Genomic DNA, 16,363 nt, shown 5'->3' with positions numbered 1-16,363 from the left:
ATGATGGCGCGCGACATCGAAGAGTTGGCCAATTTCGCCCACCGGATCAGGGGAGCGGTTGGTCTGATTGGCGCACAGGATGTGGTCGAGAGTTGCCAAGCGCTGGAAGGTGTCTGTATTGAACAGCTGTCCTTCGATGGCGTACGCCGCGAGGCGGAGTCACTGCTGTACGCATTACGAAAGCTGGACGCCGCTCTCCAGGAACTGCAGCTCGGCGCTGGTTGATTGCCGTTCGCAGTGCGGCAACCGCAAGTCACGTATCCCTAAGGGTTGATTGGCAGCTGACGCTCCTGTCAGGACGCCAGGCGCTCCAGCGCGGGGTTGAGCAGGTTGTCTCCGAAAAACTCCAGATGCGCGCGGGGATAGACCGGCAACGGCCATTCATCGACCTTCTTCGCCAGCTTCTGATAAGCCACAGCGCATTTCGACTTCGGATAGGCTTCGAATACCGCACGGCGCTTGTGCGCTGCAGTGCGAACGCTTTCGTCGAATGGCACGTCGCCGAGATAATCCAGTACGACGCTCAGGAAGCGATCGGTGATCTGGACCATTCTGGAGAACAGCGCGCGACCTTCATGGGGCGTGCGAGTCATGTTCGCCAGCACATGGAAGTGATTGATGCCGTAATTGCGGTTGAGCAATTTGATGAGGTTGTAGGCACCATTGAAAGATGCCGGCTCGTCGGTGATCACCACCAGCACCTGGCGCGAGGCACGAATGAAATTCATCGTCGAGTCGGAAATCCCCGACGCCGTGTCGATGATCAGAACATCGGGCGTGTCACGAATATCGCTGACTGCATGAATCAGGCCTGCTTGCTGGGTGGCGGTCAGATGCGCCATCGACAGGTCGCCGCATGTCCCTGGCAGAAGCCGGACATTTCCCTTGAAGCTCAGCATCGCCTGTTCCGCAGAGCAGGTGCCACGGAGCACGTCGGCAACGGTCTGTTTGCTGGCTAGCCCAAGCAGGACATGGGCATTGGCCAGCGCCAGGTCTGCGTCCAAAATCATGACCCGGCGTCCGAGGGCTGCCAGGCCGAGCGCAAGATTCACGCTAACGTTCGTCTTGCCGCAGCCCCCTCTACCTCCAGTAACAGCGATAACCTGTACAGGGTTCACTGTATTTCTCCTTTGCTCGGGAATGACTCGCCCGGTTTCCGTGAGCGGATTGCTTGGCGACACGGGCCAAGGGCAGATTCCTTGCTACTCGGTCAGGTTCTGCCTACCTGCCGGAATGATCCCAGAGTTTTCTTCCGGCTTAACGGCGAAACGTCCGATGCCGATGTAGGAAATTTCTTATTAAGTGGTGCTGCCTTGAATTAACGTGCGCGCCTCCGCAGAATTTCTTCAGCAAATGTGCGTGTGCTTCGATCTTCAGGCACACATCTCTGGTGGCGCAGCTTGCGCGCCCCCTGCAAACCGAATGGTCATGCACGTAAATCAGTCAGCCATGAAATTGTTCGGCTGGCTTGCTTCGCTGCGACCTGGGTTCCTCATTCGCCGTTTGGCAACGTATGTCAGGCCCATGCTCGATCATTCGAACTGCCCGCCAACTCTTGCGCATCTCTAGTAACCGGGGAAATACCTTCATGCGGTCGAAAACCTTTCTCGGGCTGCGTAAATGGATCTGGCGCGCGTTCGTCCAGAGTGCGCTGATTCCACTGGTTCTAGTGGAGATGGTGCTCATCGCGGTGTATCTGCTGAGTAACAACGCGATTCGCGATACGCAGATCGAGTACCTGAGGCAAAGCGCCGTCGAGGATCTGGAGGCTTCCGCTAATCAGGAAGCCCGCGTCGTCGTCGAGCAGCTTACGCAGGTGCGTGCACTGACCGAGACCTACCGCAATCTCACTACCCGCGCGTTGCTCGACGAGAGCACGCCAGTGCTGCCGCAGCTTGCACTCAGCGACAACGGTGTGCGCTATACGCCAGTAGATGACGGAGGCGCCGCGGTTTTCTATGCGAACTCCACGGCGGCCGAGCAGCAGGACCTACAGAAGGTCGCGAAGCTGTCGGTTCTGGAGCCGCTGATGAAGGAGATGGAGCTTAATAATCCGCTCGTGGCGAGTCTGTACTTCAACAGTTGGGACAGCCTTAACCACATCTACCCCTGGTTTCTGACGCCGGACCAGTATCCGCATGACATGGTGATCCCCAACTACAACTTCTATTACCTGGCCGATGCTACGCATAACCCCGAGCGTAAGGTGGTGTGGACCGACGTCTACGTCGATCCGGCCGGGCACGGCTGGATGATGTCGGCGATCGCACCGGTATACCGTGGCGACTTCCTCGAAGGTGTGGTCGGGATCGATATCACGGTCGGCGGTATTCTCGAGCAGATTGGCCGGTTGCAGGTGCCATGGAATGGCTATGCGATGCTGGTGGGGGCTGGTCTGAATATTCTTGCGATGCCCGAACCCGGTGAAGCCGATTTCGGGCTGGACGAGCTGACCGAGCACTCCTACGACGATGCTGTGCGTCGCGAGATCTTCAAGCCGGACGACTTCAGGCTGGACAAGAATCCGCAGACGGTGGCGCTGGCGAAGGCCATCGATGCAAAGCCCAGTGGTGTCGAATCGGTCGTGCTCAACGGGCGTGCCCACCTTGTGGCATGGTCGGTCATCGAGCCTACCGGTTGGCGCCTGCTGACTGTCGTCGATGAGGAAGACGTGTTCAGCCGGACCAATGCGCTGGCCAGCCGCTACCAGCAGATCGGTTATCTGTTGATCGGTGGTCTCGTGCTGTTCTACCTGGCCTTTTTTGCGTACATGTGGACGCGCGCGCGCAGGCTCAGCCAGCAACTCCTGGCCCCGATTTCCGGCATTTCGCAGATGATGGATCAGATCGGGCAGGGCAACTGGCTGCCTGCCAGGGTGTCCTCCGACATACGCGAACTCGACCAGATGGCCGGGCACGCGTCGCTGGTCGGCATGCAGCTGGAAAACAGCGAAGCGCAGCGCCTGCGTACCCATGAGCGTCTTGAATTGGTTCTGGAGAGTGCCACCGAAAGCCTCTGGGAAATCAATTACCAGACCGGCATGACCCGGCTTCGCGGGCGTTTCTGTCAGCGCTTCGGCCTTTCCAGCGATGTCATCGCGCTCGAGGACTTTTTCCTGCGGGTGCATCCGGACGACGTCGAGCGAGTTCGCCAGGCTCACGTGCATATGGCCAATGGCACGGATGACAGCTATTCGGGCGAATTCCGTTTCGCCGGCCGCGACGGCGAGTATCACTGGCTGCTGAGCCGCGGCAGGGTGCTGGAGCGCGACCCGGTCAGTCGGAAGGCAACATTGGTCGCCGGTACGCATGTCGACATCGATGGGCTCAAGCGTATCGAGGCGGAATTGCGGCAGACGATCCTGGATGCTCAGGTGGCCAACCAGGCGAAGTCTCGCTTCATCTCCAGCATGAGCCACGAATTGCGTACACCTCTGAATGCGATCCAGGGGTTCGCCCAGCTCATGCGCATGAAGCAGGACGTGCGGCCCGATGGCAACGCCGACTTCCTCGATGAGATTCTCAGGGCCAGCCGTCATCTCAATCAGCTGGTTGGCGACATCCTCGACTGGTCAGGCACGCAGTTGCAGTCGACCTCTGTAGAGCTGCAGATGGTCAACGTCAGCAAGCTGATGCAGGAAAGCGCCGAGCTGGTGCGGGCGGAAGTGGCCGAGCGCGGGCTGCAGCTGAACGTCGATCTGCCCGAAAGCACATTGCAGGTTCGCGCCGACCCGCGGCGGCTGCGGCAGGTCCTGCTCAACCTGCTATCCAATGCGATCAAGTACAACAAGCCGGCTGGCCAGGTGACGCTCAGCTATCAGGTGGCGGCGGGTTATATCCGATTGCTGGTGGAGGACACCGGGTTGGGGATCGCAAGCGATCAGCAGAACCGGGTATTCGAGCCGTTCCAGCGCCTCGGCCGCGAGAACACCATGATCCAGGGAACCGGTATCGGCCTGGCGCTCTGTCAGGAGCTGGCAGCGCTTATGCGGGGTCGCATGGGCTTGCACAGCGAACCGGGTATTGGCAGCAGCTTCTGGATCGAGCTACCGCTGCTTGGGAGCGAAGCGCCGCTTGAGGCAGTGATGCGCCAGGGATTACCCCGGGTCTTTTACGTCGAGGACAATCCTGCCAGCCAGTTTCTGGTGCGCACCGCGCTTGCGGACATTGCGCTCGTCGAGGTGGCGAGCAATGGCGTCAGCGCGCTGCAGCAGATACTCGCCGCGCCGCCTGATCTGGTGCTGCTCGATCTCAAATTACCGGAAATGAATGGTGAGGAGCTGTTGAGTCGCTTGCGCCGTGATGTGCGCTGCCAGGGCGTGCCCGTCGTGGTGCTGAGCGCCGTCACTGGCGCCGAAGCCTTGCGAGCGGCAAGCCTGGACTGCCAGGGGCTATTGCGCAAACCGCTGGATATGCAGGAGCTGCGCGGGCTGATCGAGGCGCTGTTGGCGGAGGTGGCTCAAGGTGTTGTCTGATGAGATTCGCCACTCCACAGTAGTCGTCATCGATGACATCACTGCCAGCCTGCGTCTGCTTGAGTCCAGCGTTCGCGCAATCGGCGTGCAACGGATAATGGCTTTCAGCGACTCTGCTGCCGGGCTTGCTTGGTTGCAGCAGAACGATTGGGATCTGCTGTTGCTCGATGTGGACATGCCGGCGCCCAACGGCTTCGACATTCTCCGCAGCCTTTCCGGGCGCGAACACAACCGCATGGTGGTCATGGTCAGCGCGCTCAGTGACAGGGAAAGTCGTTGCTCCAGCCTCAAGCTGGGTGCCAATGATTTCATCAGCAAGCCGCTGGACCTGCCGGAGCTGCTGCTGCGAGTGCGCAACCAGTTGCAGCTGAGCTGGGCCAGCAAGCAGCTGAAGATCGAACGGGAGACATTGGAGCGCAAGGTTTGCGAACGTACCGAGCAGCTGAACGCGAGCTACCAGTCGGTCATCTGCAGTCTGTCGCGTGCCGCGCAATACAAGGATGACGAGACAGGTCAGCACATTATCCGTATTGGTGAGTCGGCAGCGTTGATTGCGGCGGCGCTCGGTCAGCCTGCTGAGTGGGTGGAGCGCATACGCCTGGCTGCTCCGATGCATGACGTCGGCAAGATCGGCATTCCTGATCACATTCTGCTCAAGCCCGGCACGCTTACCGACCTGGAGCGCAAGATCATGCAGCGGCACACCCAGATCGGCCACGCGATCCTGCGTGACGGAGAAGAGTCTCCGTTGCTGGAAATGGCTGCCGAGATTGCCTTGTATCACCATGAGCGCTGGGACGGCACTGGCTATCCGCACGGACTTAAGGGCGAAGAGATTCCTCTGGCGGCGCGGGTGGTGGCGCTGTGTGACGTGTACGACGCGCTGCGCTCCCCGCGGCCTTACAAGGAGTCCTGGTCGAAGGAGAGGGCGCAGGCCTATATCTGTGAGCAGGCGGGTTTGTACTTCGACCCGGCGCTGGTCGACGTGCTGAACGGCATGTTCCAACAGATCGAGGACATGCAGGACAGCCTGGCGGACCCGCTGGCTCAGACGGCATCGGTGGGTGCCGAGCAGGAGTACTCAGAATCAGTTGTCGATGCGTTATCTCCGCGTCGGCGTGCTCGATCCTGACCGCTTCGAAGCTGTACAAAAACTGTGCGGTCACCGAACGAACGTATGTCGTCCGTTGGTCGAATCTCCTATGCTTGAATCAACCTATATTCTTGACATGGATCAAGCCCGAGCACTTGCAGTGCAGGTGCAAAGGCGCAGGTGCGTGAGCGCCGCGAACGATAAAAATAATTTGAGTGCCTGGTGATGGACAGACTGCTGAGCGATAAAAGCAGGATCTTCGAGCATGCCGACCCGCATGCCGTCTCGGACTACGTCAATCAGCACGTGGGGTCGCACTGCATTCGTCTGCCGCGCACGGGCAGCCCGCAGGCGAGTCTGAGCCACTGCAAGTTCGGCAAACTCGACCTCTGCCAGATCAGCTATGGCGGCAGTGTCCATGTCACTTCGCCGGCGCTGGAAACCATCTTTCACCTGCAGCTGTTGCAGCGCGGCCACTGCCTGTGGCGCGGGCGAGGCCAGGAGCACTATTTCACTCCCGGCGAACTGTTGCTGATCAACCCCGACGACCCGGTCGACCTGACTTATTCGGATGATTGCGAAAAGCTCATCGTCAAGTTGCCGGCATCCTTTCTGGAAAAAGCCTGCGGCGAAAACCAATGGCAGGCACCTGCCGACGGCATTCGCTTCAGTGCCAATCGCCATGCACTCAAGGATCTGGATGGCTTCGACAGCCTGGTCAGCCTGATTTGCCGCGAGGCTGGCTCCGAGCAGAGCATCCCGCAAATCCAGGAGCAGTACAGTCGGATCATCGCCAGCAAGCTGCTTTTCAGCCTGGCCAGCAATATCCGACGCGATCCTTTCGGCGACAGCTGCCCTTCGTTCGGGCGGTTGACCGACTACATCGATGAGCATCTGAAAAAAGACATCTCGGTTGAGCAGCTGGCCACACTGGCTAACATGAGCCTGCGCTCGCTTTACCTGCTGTTCGAACGCAAGGTTGGCACCACGCCCAAATCGTATATCCGTCAGCGCAAGCTGGAGCAGATCCACGGTCGACTGAGCGACCCGTCGGCGAAGGTGCGCAACATCACCGAGATCGCCATGGACTACGGCTTCATGCACCTCGGCCGTTTCTCGGAAAGCTACAAGAGCACCTTCGGCGAGCTGCCTTCGGACACGCTGCGCCGCCATCACTGAGTCCCCTTGAGTCGCTGCCATTCCGACGGCAGCGGCTCCTTTTCTTCACTACCACCCTCGCTGTCGAGCTGTTCCGCCCCCTTGCGGGCGGGCTGGCCGCCGGCTGCCTGTGGGTGCGTCAATTTGCCTTCTTGCGTTGTGCAGAAAACGGATAAAGGTCCTGCAGGAAACGGATATTGATGCCGCCTCCAGCGCCGTAGCCTTCATCACGTAGAAACAATAACAACGGAGGCCCCGGTCATGTCCCTGGGAATCGACTACCTTGATTCGCTGCTTGAAGAAGACAAAGAGAAAGGCATCTTTCGCTGCAAGCGTGAGATTTTCACCGCGCCGGAGCTTTTCGAGCTCGAGATGAAGCACATCTTCGAGGGCAACTGGATCTACCTTGCCCACGAGAGCCAGATTCCCGAGAAGAACGACTACTACACCACCACCATGGGGCGGCAGCCGATCTTCATCGCCCGCAACAAGGATGGGGTCCTCAACGCCTTCATCAACGCCTGCAGCCATCGCGGCGCAACGCTCTGCCGTTACAAGCGCGGCAACAAGGCGACCTATACCTGCCCGTTCCATGGCTGGACCTTCAACAACTCGGGCAAGCTGCTCAAGGTGAAGGACCCCAAGGAAGCCGGCTACCCGGAGAGCTTCGACTGCGACGGCTCGCATGACCTGAAGAAGGTCGCGCGCTTCGAGTCCTACCGCGGATTCCTGTTCGGCAGCCTCAATCCCGACGTTTCCTCGCTGGAAGATTTCCTCGGCGAGTCGCGCAAGATCATCGACATGATCGTCGACCAGTCGCCAGAAGGCCTGGAAGTGCTGCGTGGCTCCTCCACCTACGTCTTCGACGGCAACTGGAAGCTGCAGGCCGAAAACGGCGCCGACGGCTACCACGTGACCGCCGTGCACTGGAACTACGCCGCGACCCAGCAGCAGCGCAAGCTGAAAGACGCCGGCGACGACATTCGCGCCATGAGCGCCGGCGGCTGGGGCAAGAAGGGCGGTGGTTTCTACTCCTTCGAGAACGGCCACATGCTGCTCTGGACCCGCTGGGACAACCCGGAAGACCGTCCGCTGTTCTCGCAGCGTGATCGTCTGGTCGAAGAGTTCGGCGAGGCCCGTGCCGACTGGATGATCGGCCACTCGCGCAACCTGTGCCTGTATCCGAACCTGTACCTGATGGACCAGTTCGGCTCGCAGCTGCGTATCGCCCGTCCGATCTCCGTCGACAAGACCGAAGTCACCATCTACTGCATCGCACCGAAGGGCGAGAGCGCCGAGGCCCGCGCCCGTCGCATCCGTCAGTACGAAGACTTCTTCAACGTCTCGGGCATGGCCACGCCGGATGATCTGGAAGAGTTCCGTGCCTGTCAGGAAGGCTTCCAGGGCCGTTCGCTGCAGTGGAACGATATGTCCCGCGGCGCTGCTCACTGGATCGAAGGGGCCGACGAAAGCGCCCAGCAGATCGACCTGCATCCGCTGCTCAGCGGCGTGCGCACCGAAGACGAAGGTCTGTACGTGGTGCAGCACGGCTACTGGCGTGACCAGATGGTCAAGGCCGTGAAGAAAGAGCAGGACCAACTGATCCACGTGGAGGGCGCGTAAATGGCCATTTCCTACGAAGCGGTACGTGACTTCCTCTATCGCGAAGCGCGCTACCTGGACGACAAGGACTGGGACAGCTGGCTCGAGCTCTACGCATCGGACGCCTCCTTCTGGATGCCGGCCTGGGATGACAACGACGAGCTGGTGGAAAACCCGCAGACCGAAATCTCCCTGATCTGGTACGGCAACCGCGGCGGCCTGGAGGATCGCGTGTTCCGCATCCGCACCGAGCGCTCCAGTGCGACGATCCCGGATACCCGTACCTCGCACAACATCACCAACCTGGAAATCGTCGAGCAGGGTGAAGGCTTCTGCAAGGTGCGCTTCAACTGGCACACCATGAGCTTCCGCTACAAGACCGTCGACCACTTCTACGGCACCAGCTTCTACACCCTCGATACGCGCGGTGAGAGCCCGCTGATCAAGGCCAAGAAGGTCGTGCTGAAGAACGACTACGTGCGCCAGGTGATAGACGTTTACCACATCTGAGTCGCCCGGACGGGCGGCGGCCAACCCGCTGCTCGCCCACCTTACGTGTGCGCATGGCCAGGCCATGCGCTGACAACAAGAAAACGCCTGAGCGAGGTGCGCCATGAGCCACAAGATCGCACTGAATTTCGAAGACGGGGTCACCCGCTTCATCGACGCCAAGATCGGCGAAACCGTAGCCGATGCAGCCTATCGTCAGGGCATCAACATTCCCCTCGATTGCCGCGACGGTGCCTGCGGCGCCTGTAAATGCTTCGCCGAAGCCGGTCAGTACGACCTTGGCGAGGAATACATCGAAGACGCGCTGAGCGAAGACGAAGCCGCCCAGGGCTACGTGCTGACCTGCCAGATGCGCGCCGAGAGCGACTGCGTGGTTCGCGTGCCGGCCTCGTCGGACGTCTGCAAGACCGCCCAGGCCAGCTACGAGGCGACCATCAGCAACGTCCGCCAGCTGTCGCAAAGCACCATCGCCCTGTCGATCAAGGGCGAAGCCCTGACCCAGCTGGCCTTCCTGCCGGGGCAGTACGTCAATCTGCAGGTGCCGGGGACCGACCAGACCCGCGCCTATTCCTTCAGTTCGCTGCAGAGGGACGGTGAGGTCAGCTTCCTGATCCGCAATGTCCCGGGCGGGTTGATGAGCAGCTTCCTCAGCGGCATGGCCAAGGCCGGCGACAGCCTGACCCTGGCAGGTCCGCTGGGCAGCTTCTACCTGCGTGAGATCAAGCGTCCGCTGTTGCTGCTGGCTGGCGGTACCGGTCTGGCGCCGTTCACCGCGATGCTGGAGAAGATCGCCGAGCAGGGTAGCGAGCATCCGCTGCACCTGATCTATGGCGTGTCCAACGACTTTGATCTGGTGGAGATGGATCGCCTCGCCGACTTCGCCGCACGCATCCCGAACTTCACCTACAGCGCCTGCGTGTCGAGCACCGACAGTCAGTACCCGCAGAAGGGCTATGTCACCCAGCACATCGAGCCCAAGCACCTCAACGAAGGCGAAGTGGACATCTACCTGTGCGGCCCGCCGCCCATGGTCGAGTCGGTCAACCAGTTCATTCGTGAGCAGGGCTTGCAGCCGGCCAATTTCTACTACGAGAAGTTCGCCGCCAGCGCCTGATCGGCCAACCGTAGGGTGGGCAGCTGCGCAGCATTGCCCACCGAATCCTCGCCATTCCAGAGGTTGGGTAGATGAACAAACGTTTCCAGAACAAAGTCGCGGTGATCACCGGTGCCGCACAGGGCATCGGCCGTCGCGTCGCCGAGCGCATGGGCGAAGAGGGTGGTCGCCTGCTGCTGGTCGACCGTTCCGAACTGGTCCATGAACTGGCCGATGAGCTCGGCGCCAAGGGCGTCGAAGTCCTGACCATGACCGCCGATCTCGAGCAGTTCGCCGACTGTCACAGCGTCATGGACGCCGCCAAGGCGCGCTTCGGGCGCGTTGACATCCTCGTCAACAACGTCGGCGGCACCATCTGGGCCAAGCCGTTCGAGCATTACCAGGAGCACGAGATCGAGGCCGAAGTGCGTCGCTCGCTGTTCCCGACGCTGTGGTGCTGCCACGCCGCGCTGCCGCACATGCTGGAGCAGGGCGCTGGTGCCATCGTCAACGTCTCGTCGATCGCGACCCGCAGCTTGAACCGCGTGCCTTACGGCGCGGCCAAGGGTGGTGTCAATGCATTGACCGCCTGCCTGGCGTTCGAAAATGCCCAGCGTGGCGTTCGCGTCAACGCCACCGCGCCGGGCGGCACCGAGGCGCCGCCACGCCGCATTCCGCGCAACGCCGCCGAGCAGAGCGAGCAGGAGAAGATCTGGTACCAGCAGATCGTCGATCAGACCGTCGATTCATCATTGATGAAGCGCTACGGAACCATCGACGAGCAAGCCGGCGCCATTCTCTTCCTGGCCTCTGATGATGCGTCCTATATCACCGGGGTGACATTGCCGGTGGGAGGCGGTGACCTCGGCTGAGTGATCGATACACCGGCCTTGGCCGGGGGAACGCCAGGGCACGACGCTACTGGTGGTTTCGCCGGCGGTGGCCGACCTGCGACTAACAAAAACAATAGAGAGTCTCGCCATGCGAAAAGTAGACGTACACGAGGTCATCGATAACGCCCGCTTCAACGGGTTTCACTGGCTGGTCGTGTGCCTGTGCGCACTGCTGTTGATCTTCGACGGCTACGATCTGTTCATCTACGGCGTGGTTCTGCCGGTGATCATGAAAGAGTGGGGCCTGACCCCGCTGGAAGCCGGTGCTCTGGGCAGTTACGCGCTGTTCGGCATGATGTTCGGCGCCTTGGTATTCGGCACCCTGGCCGACCGCATCGGCCGCAAGATGGGTATCGCCATCTGCTTCGTGCTGTTCAGCTCGGCCACCGTGCTCAACGGCTTCGCCAGCACCCCAACCGAATTCGGCGTCTTCCGCTTCCTCGCCGGACTCGGCTGCGGCGGGCTGATGCCCAACGTCGTTGCGCTGATGAACGAGTACGCGCCGAAGAAACTGCGCAGCACCCTAGTCGCGGTCATGTTCAGCGGTTATTCGCTGGGCGGCATGTTGTCGGCCGGCCTAGGTATCTACATGCTGCCGCGTTTCGGCTGGGAAGCGATGTTCTTCGCTGCCGCCGTGCCGCTGCTGCTGTTGCCGGTGATCATCTGGTATCTGCCGGAGTCGGTCGGTTTTCTGGTTCGTCAGGGTCGTACCGAACAGGCCCGCGCGCTGCTCAACAAGGTTGATCCGACCCGCCAGCTCGGCGCCAACGACGAACTGGTGATGAGCGACATCAAGGGCAAGAGCGCGTCGGTACTCGAGCTGTTCCGCGACGGTCGTGGCGTGCGCACCGTGTCGATCTGGGTGGCGTTCTTCTGCTGCCTGCTGATGGTCTACGCGCTGGGTTCCTGGCTGCCGAAGCTGATGGCCAACGCCGGCTACAGCCTGGGTTCGAGCCTGTCCTTCCTGCTGGCACTGAACTTCGGCGGCATGGCCGGGGCGATTCTCGGCGGCTGGCTGGGTGACCGCTTCAACCTGTCCAAGGTGGTGGTGGTGTTCTTCGCTATCTCCGTGGTCTCGATCAGCCTGCTGGGTTTCAAGACGCCGATGCCGGTGCTCTACACCCTGATCTTTATCGCTGGTGCCACCGTGATCGGCACCCAGATCCTGCTCTACGCAACCGCCGCACAGTTCTACGGCTTGTCGATCCGCTCCACCGGTCTGGGCTGGGCTTCGGGCATCGGCCGCAACGGTGCCATCGTCGGCCCGCTGCTCGGTGGTGCACTGCTCGGGATCAACCTGCCGCTGCAACTGAACTTCATGGCCTTCGCCGTACCGGGAATCATCGCGGCGCTGGCCATGAGCGTATTCGCCATCTCCAGCAAGCGCAGCACCGTTGCGGCACCGGTGGTGATTTCGGCTGCCAAGGCCTGATCCCCTGAACTGACACTGGTAAATCGGAAATCGATATGAGCCCCATCCTGATTGAAAGCATCCAGGCGATCGTCGTCGACCTGCCGACCATCCGCCCGCACAAGCTGGCCATGCACACCATGCAGCAGCAGACGCTGGTGGTGATCCGCGTGAAGTGCAGCGACGGCATCGAAGGCATCGGCGAGTCCACCACCATTGGCGGGTTGGCCTACGGCAACGAAAGCCCGGAAAGCATCAAGCAGAACATCGACAGTCATCTCGGCCCGCTGCTGGTGGGTCAGGATGCGGCGAATATCAACGCAGCCATGCTGCGTCTGGACAAGGCGGCGAAGGGCAACACCTTCGCCAAGTCCGGCCTCGAAAGCGCGCTGCTGGACGCCCAGGGCAAGCGCCTGGCGCTGCCGGTCAGCGAGCTGCTCGGCGGTCGCGTTCGCGACAGCCTGGAAGTGGCCTGGACCCTGGCCAGTGGCAACACCACCAAGGACATCGAGGAAGCCGAGCACATGCTCGACATCCGCCGCCACCGCATCTTCAAGCTGAAGATCGGTGCGGGCGAAGTGAACGCCGACCTCAAGCACGTCATCGCCATCAAGCAGGCCCTCGGCGAGCGCGCCAGCGTGCGCGTCGACGTCAACCAAGCCTGGGACGAATCGGTAGCGCTGCGCGCCTGCCGCATTCTCGGCGACAACGGTATCGACCTGATCGAACAGCCCATCTCGCGGATCAACCGTGGCGGCCAGGTTCGTCTGAACCAGCGCAGCCCGGCACCGATCATGGCCGATGAGTCGATCGAGAGCGTCGAGGACGCCTTCAGCCTGGCCGCCGATGGTGCCGCCAGCATCTTCGCCCTGAAGATCGCCAAGAACGGTGGCCCGCGCGCCGTGCTGCGCACCGCGCAGATCGCCGAGGCGGCGGGCATCGCACTCTACGGCGGCACCATGCTCGAGGGCGCCATCGGCACCCTGGCGTCGGCGCATGCCTTCGTCACGATCAACAAGCTCACCTGGGCCACCGAGCTGTTCGGCCCGCTGCTGCTCACCGAAGAAATCGTCACCGAGGCGCCGGTCTACCGCGACTTCCAGCTGGAAGTACCGCGCACGCCGGGCCTGGGCCTGACCCTGGATGAAGAGCGCCTGGCGTTCTTCGCTCGCAAGTAACCGGAGGCTGAACAGATGCTGTTCCACGTAAAGATGATCGTAAAACTGCCGGTCGACATGGACCCGGCAAAGGCCGCCAAGCTCAAGGCCGACGAGAAGGAACTCGCTCAAGGCCTGATGCGCGAGGGCAAGTGGCGCCACCTGTGGCGCATCGCCGGCCAGTACGCCAACTACAGCGTGTTCGATGTGGCCAGCGTGCAGGAACTGCACGACACCCTGATGCAACTGCCGCTTTTCCCCTACATGGAGATCGAGGTCAACGCCCTTTGCCGGCACCCCTCGTCGATCCGCGACGACGACCGCTGATTTCTGTTCGAAGCCGGGGTTCGCCCCGGTCAGTTAAACCGTGACCACAATTACAAGATGAGGCCTGTGCCATGACTGTAAAAATCTCCCAAACCAGCGACGTTCAGAACTTCTTCAAGGAAGCCAGCGGCTTCGGCAACGACGCCGGCAGCAGCCGCATGAAGACCGTGATCAACCGCATCTTGGTCGACACTGCGAAAATCGTCGAAGACCTGGAAATCACCCAGGACGAATTCTGGAAGGCCGTGGACTATCTCAACCGCCTGGGCGGTCGCCACGAAGCCGGTCTGCTGGTTGCCGGCCTGGGCCTGGAGCACTTCCTCGACCTGCTGGAAGACGCCAAGGACGAGCAGCAGGGCCTCACCGGCGGCACCCCGCGCACCATCGAGGGCCCGCTGTACGTCGCCGGCGCCCCGATTAGCCAAGCTGAAACGCGCATGGACGACGGCAGCGAGCTGGACGTCGCCACCGTGATGTTCCTGCAGGGCCAGGTCACCGGTCCGGACGGCAAGCCTGTCGCCAACGCTGTGGTCGACCTGTGGCACGCCAACACCAAGGGCAACTACTCCTACTTCGACAAGAGCCAGTCGGAATACAACCTGCGTCGCCGCATCGTCACCGACGAGAACGGCAACTACCGCGCGCGCAGCATCGTGCCGTCCGGCTACGGTTGCTCGCTCGACGGCCCGACCCAGGAAGTACTGGATCATCTTGGTCGTCACGGCCGCCGTCCGGCGCACATCCACTTCTTTATCTCGGCACCGGGTCACCGTCACCTGACCACCCAGATCAACCTGGCTGGCGACGAGTACCTCTGGGACGACTTCGCCTACGCCACCCGCGACGGCCTGGTCGGTGACATCCGCTTCGTCGAAGACGCCGAAGCCGCCCGCGCCCGTGGTATCGAAGGCAGCCGCTTCGCCGAACTGACCTTCGACTTCCAGCTGCAGGCTGCTCCGGCGCCGGAAGCCGAACAGCGCAGCGCCCGCCCGCGCGCTCTGCAGAACGCCTGATGGCACCTCGGGTGTGGATGGATGAAACCATTCACACCCGAGGTGATGGTGCCAGTGGGAGCGCTGTGCGTTTCCAACCCATGTGCACCGCAATGCGGGTCAGCGACACAAGCGATGCGGCTTGCCGGCCGCATCACATAAAACAAGAGTGCTCCGGACACTGTCACGGACACCCAAGCCTTACCTTGCGAGGCGATATGAAAGCTCTGCTCAAAGACTTCTCGCTCTCCGCCGTGGTCGCCGGTTTTATCGCGACCGTGATTTCCTATGCCGGCCCGCTGGTGATCATTTTTCAGGCGGCCAAAGCCGGCAACATGCCGCACGACATACTGTCTTCCTGGGTCTGGACGATCTCTATCGGCAGTGGTGTGCTCGGCATCCTGCTCAGCCTTCGCTACAAAGTGCCGATCATCATCGCCTGGTCCGCGCCGGGTTCGGCATTGCTGGTGACCATGTTGCCCGACATCACCCTGAACGAGGCCATCGGCGCCTATATCGTCACGAGCGTGGTGGTGCTGCTGGTCGGCCTTTCCGGTGCGTTCGATCGCATCATCAATCGTCTGCCGTCCGCCATTGCTGCAGGGATGCTCGCGGGCATCCTGTTCCGCTTCGGTACCGGGCTTTTCGTCTCCATCAAGGAGCAGCCCTGGCTGGTGCTGGCGATGTTCTGTACTTATCTGATCTTCAAGCGCGCCATGCCGCGTTACGCGGTGCTCGCGGTGTTGGTGGTCGGTGTGACGATCACGATCGCATCAGGGGAGCTGCGCAGCGAAGCCCTGGTGATCGGACTGGCAACGCCGGTCTGGATCAACCCTGAATTCAGCTGGCAGGTCATGTTGAATATCGCCTTCCCTCTGATCATGGTGGCGCTGACCGGACAGTTCGTTCCCGGCATGGCGGTACTGCGCAACGCGGGCTACAGCACGCCAGCCAGCCCGTTGATCAGCAGTAGTGCCTTGGGCTCGCTATTGCTGGCGCCGTTCGGCTGTCACGGCCTGAATCTAGCTGCAATCACCGCGGCGATCTGCACCGGTCGAGAAGCACACGAGAACCCGGCGAAACGCTACGTGGCCGGCGTATCCGGCGGCGTCTTCTATCTATTGCTGGGCATATTTGGCGCGACGCTGGTTTCCATCTTCACTGCCTTCCCCGCGGCCCTGATTGCTGCCCTGGCCGGTCTAGCACTGCTTGCGGCCATTGGCGGCGCGTTGAGCGCTGCGATGGCCGTGCCCGATGACCGTGAGGCAGCGCTGATTACATTCCTGGTTACCGCGTCAGGCATGTCGTTCCTTGGCCTGTCTGCTGCGTTCTGGGGGCTGATCTTCGGCATCGCTGCCCATCTTCTACTGCGCTTGCATCCGGCCTGGGCAACAGCGGCGAAGAGGCAACAGACGGCACGCTGATTTCGCGACACCAACGCCACACCCGAGCAACCAAAGCTGCCGTTACCGCTGACGCCACGTCGGAGGGCGGCCGCGTGCACCTGCAAACAACAACAAGAGACGCCAACCATGCAAAAACCTATGATCTCCCGACTCGCCTTGACCATTGCAGCGGCTTCCGCCTTTCCAGCTGTGCAGGCTGCCGAAGGTGGCTTCATCGATGACTCCACCGCCACGTTGCAAGCACGTA

The 16,363-nt window shown here is 61.4% G+C and carries 15 protein-coding genes (1 of these 15 cut by a window edge); 14 read left to right on the top strand and 1 reads right to left on the bottom strand.

Features of this window, described 5'->3' with window-relative positions; translation table 11 throughout:
* Positions 1-225, top strand: a complete 225-nt coding sequence (locus PSEST_RS13190; RefSeq protein ID WP_041756678.1) for an Hpt domain-containing protein — start codon at positions 1-3, stop codon at positions 223-225.
* Positions 226-293: 68 nt separating this feature from the next.
* On the opposite strand, the gene PSEST_RS13185 is transcribed toward PSEST_RS13190, so the two are convergent.
* Complete coding sequence (locus tag PSEST_RS13185; RefSeq protein WP_015277467.1) at positions 294-1,118, bottom strand: MinD/ParA family protein; 825 nt, start codon at positions 1,116-1,118, stop codon at positions 294-296.
* A gap of 470 nt (positions 1,119-1,588) precedes the next feature.
* On the opposite strand from PSEST_RS13185, the gene PSEST_RS13180 reads away from it, so the two are divergent.
* From PSEST_RS13180 to PSEST_RS13120, 13 genes are all read left to right on the top strand, one after another.
* Entirely contained in the window at positions 1,589-4,474 is a 2,886-nt protein-coding gene (locus PSEST_RS13180; protein WP_015277466.1) for an ATP-binding protein, read from the top strand.
* Positions 4,464-5,606 (top strand): HD domain-containing phosphohydrolase, encoded by a 1,143-nt coding sequence (locus PSEST_RS13175; RefSeq protein WP_015277465.1) that lies wholly within the window; start codon positions 4,464-4,466, stop codon positions 5,604-5,606. The genes PSEST_RS13180 and PSEST_RS13175 overlap by 11 nt, the downstream gene beginning before the upstream one ends.
* A gap of 186 nt (positions 5,607-5,792) precedes the next feature.
* Positions 5,793-6,746 carry an AraC family transcriptional regulator gene (locus tag PSEST_RS13170; protein WP_015277464.1) on the top strand — a complete coding sequence of 318 codons (954 nt, stop codon included), beginning with the start codon at positions 5,793-5,795 and terminating at the stop codon, positions 6,744-6,746.
* 240 nt (positions 6,747-6,986) lie between these two features.
* The gene (gene benA / locus PSEST_RS13165; protein WP_015277463.1) at positions 6,987-8,348 is read left to right on the top strand and encodes a benzoate 1,2-dioxygenase large subunit; all 1,362 of its coding nucleotides are present in this window, start codon (positions 6,987-6,989) and stop codon (positions 8,346-8,348) included.
* Positions 8,349-8,837, top strand: coding sequence for a benzoate 1,2-dioxygenase small subunit (gene benB, locus PSEST_RS13160; protein ID WP_015277462.1), 489 nt, complete (start codon positions 8,349-8,351; stop codon positions 8,835-8,837).
* Positions 8,838-8,940: 103 nt separating this feature from the next.
* Positions 8,941-9,951, top strand: a complete 1,011-nt coding sequence (benC, locus tag PSEST_RS13155) for a benzoate 1,2-dioxygenase electron transfer component BenC (RefSeq protein ID WP_015277461.1) — start codon at positions 8,941-8,943, stop codon at positions 9,949-9,951.
* Between the two features lie 71 nt (positions 9,952-10,022).
* A complete protein-coding gene (locus PSEST_RS13150) occupies positions 10,023-10,802 on the top strand; it encodes a 1,6-dihydroxycyclohexa-2,4-diene-1-carboxylate dehydrogenase (RefSeq protein WP_015277460.1) in 780 nt (259 codons plus the stop codon).
* A gap of 109 nt (positions 10,803-10,911) precedes the next feature.
* On the top strand, positions 10,912-12,255 hold the full coding sequence (locus tag PSEST_RS13145; protein ID WP_015277459.1) for an MFS transporter: 1,344 nt from the start codon (positions 10,912-10,914) through the stop codon (positions 12,253-12,255).
* Between the two features lie 35 nt (positions 12,256-12,290).
* The gene (locus PSEST_RS13140) at positions 12,291-13,412 is read left to right on the top strand and encodes a muconate cycloisomerase family protein (RefSeq protein ID WP_015277458.1); all 1,122 of its coding nucleotides are present in this window, start codon (positions 12,291-12,293) and stop codon (positions 13,410-13,412) included.
* Positions 13,413-13,427: 15 nt separating this feature from the next.
* Positions 13,428-13,718, top strand: a complete 291-nt coding sequence (catC, locus tag PSEST_RS13135) for a muconolactone Delta-isomerase (protein ID WP_015277457.1) — start codon at positions 13,428-13,430, stop codon at positions 13,716-13,718.
* A gap of 71 nt (positions 13,719-13,789) precedes the next feature.
* A complete protein-coding gene (gene catA, locus PSEST_RS13130; RefSeq protein WP_015277456.1) occupies positions 13,790-14,731 on the top strand; it encodes a catechol 1,2-dioxygenase in 942 nt (313 codons plus the stop codon).
* 197 nt (positions 14,732-14,928) lie between these two features.
* A complete protein-coding gene (locus PSEST_RS13125) occupies positions 14,929-16,134 on the top strand; it encodes a benzoate/H(+) symporter BenE family transporter (protein ID WP_015277455.1) in 1,206 nt (401 codons plus the stop codon).
* A 108-nt stretch (positions 16,135-16,242) separates the two neighbouring features.
* Positions 16,243-16,363, top strand: partial view of an OprD family porin gene (locus PSEST_RS13120; RefSeq protein WP_015277454.1) — the start only. The gene runs 1,139 nt beyond the window's last position; only the first 121 of its 1,260 coding nucleotides appear in the window; its start codon is at positions 16,243-16,245; its stop codon lies beyond the right edge, outside the window.

The organism is Stutzerimonas stutzeri RCH2, from assembly GCF_000327065.1.
GTDB lineage: Bacteria > Pseudomonadota > Gammaproteobacteria > Pseudomonadales > Pseudomonadaceae > Stutzerimonas > Stutzerimonas stutzeri_AE.
Note: the sequence above shows the minus strand (reverse complement) of the source record. Positions and strands in the feature narration are given on the sequence as shown.

What these genes read in the sequence shown, in the direction of transcription:
- PSEST_RS13190 (WP_041756678.1), top strand. Translation starts at nt 1, where the DNA reads ATGATGGCGCGCGACATCGAAGAGTTGGCCAATTTCGCCCACCGGATC.
- PSEST_RS13180 (WP_015277466.1), top strand. Translation starts at nt 1,589, where the DNA reads ATGCGGTCGAAAACCTTTCTCGGGCTGCGTAAATGGATCTGGCGCGCG.
- PSEST_RS13170 (WP_015277464.1), top strand. Translation starts at nt 5,793, where the DNA reads ATGGACAGACTGCTGAGCGATAAAAGCAGGATCTTCGAGCATGCCGAC.
- benA (WP_015277463.1), top strand. Translation starts at nt 6,987, where the DNA reads ATGTCCCTGGGAATCGACTACCTTGATTCGCTGCTTGAAGAAGACAAA.
- benB (WP_015277462.1), top strand. Translation starts at nt 8,349, where the DNA reads ATGGCCATTTCCTACGAAGCGGTACGTGACTTCCTCTATCGCGAAGCG.
- benC (WP_015277461.1), top strand. Translation starts at nt 8,941, where the DNA reads ATGAGCCACAAGATCGCACTGAATTTCGAAGACGGGGTCACCCGCTTC.
- PSEST_RS13150 (WP_015277460.1), top strand. Translation starts at nt 10,023, where the DNA reads ATGAACAAACGTTTCCAGAACAAAGTCGCGGTGATCACCGGTGCCGCA.
- PSEST_RS13145 (WP_015277459.1), top strand. Translation starts at nt 10,912, where the DNA reads ATGCGAAAAGTAGACGTACACGAGGTCATCGATAACGCCCGCTTCAAC.
- PSEST_RS13140 (WP_015277458.1), top strand. Translation starts at nt 12,291, where the DNA reads ATGAGCCCCATCCTGATTGAAAGCATCCAGGCGATCGTCGTCGACCTG.
- catC (WP_015277457.1), top strand. Translation starts at nt 13,428, where the DNA reads ATGCTGTTCCACGTAAAGATGATCGTAAAACTGCCGGTCGACATGGAC.
- catA (WP_015277456.1), top strand. Translation starts at nt 13,790, where the DNA reads ATGACTGTAAAAATCTCCCAAACCAGCGACGTTCAGAACTTCTTCAAG.
- PSEST_RS13125 (WP_015277455.1), top strand. Translation starts at nt 14,929, where the DNA reads ATGAAAGCTCTGCTCAAAGACTTCTCGCTCTCCGCCGTGGTCGCCGGT.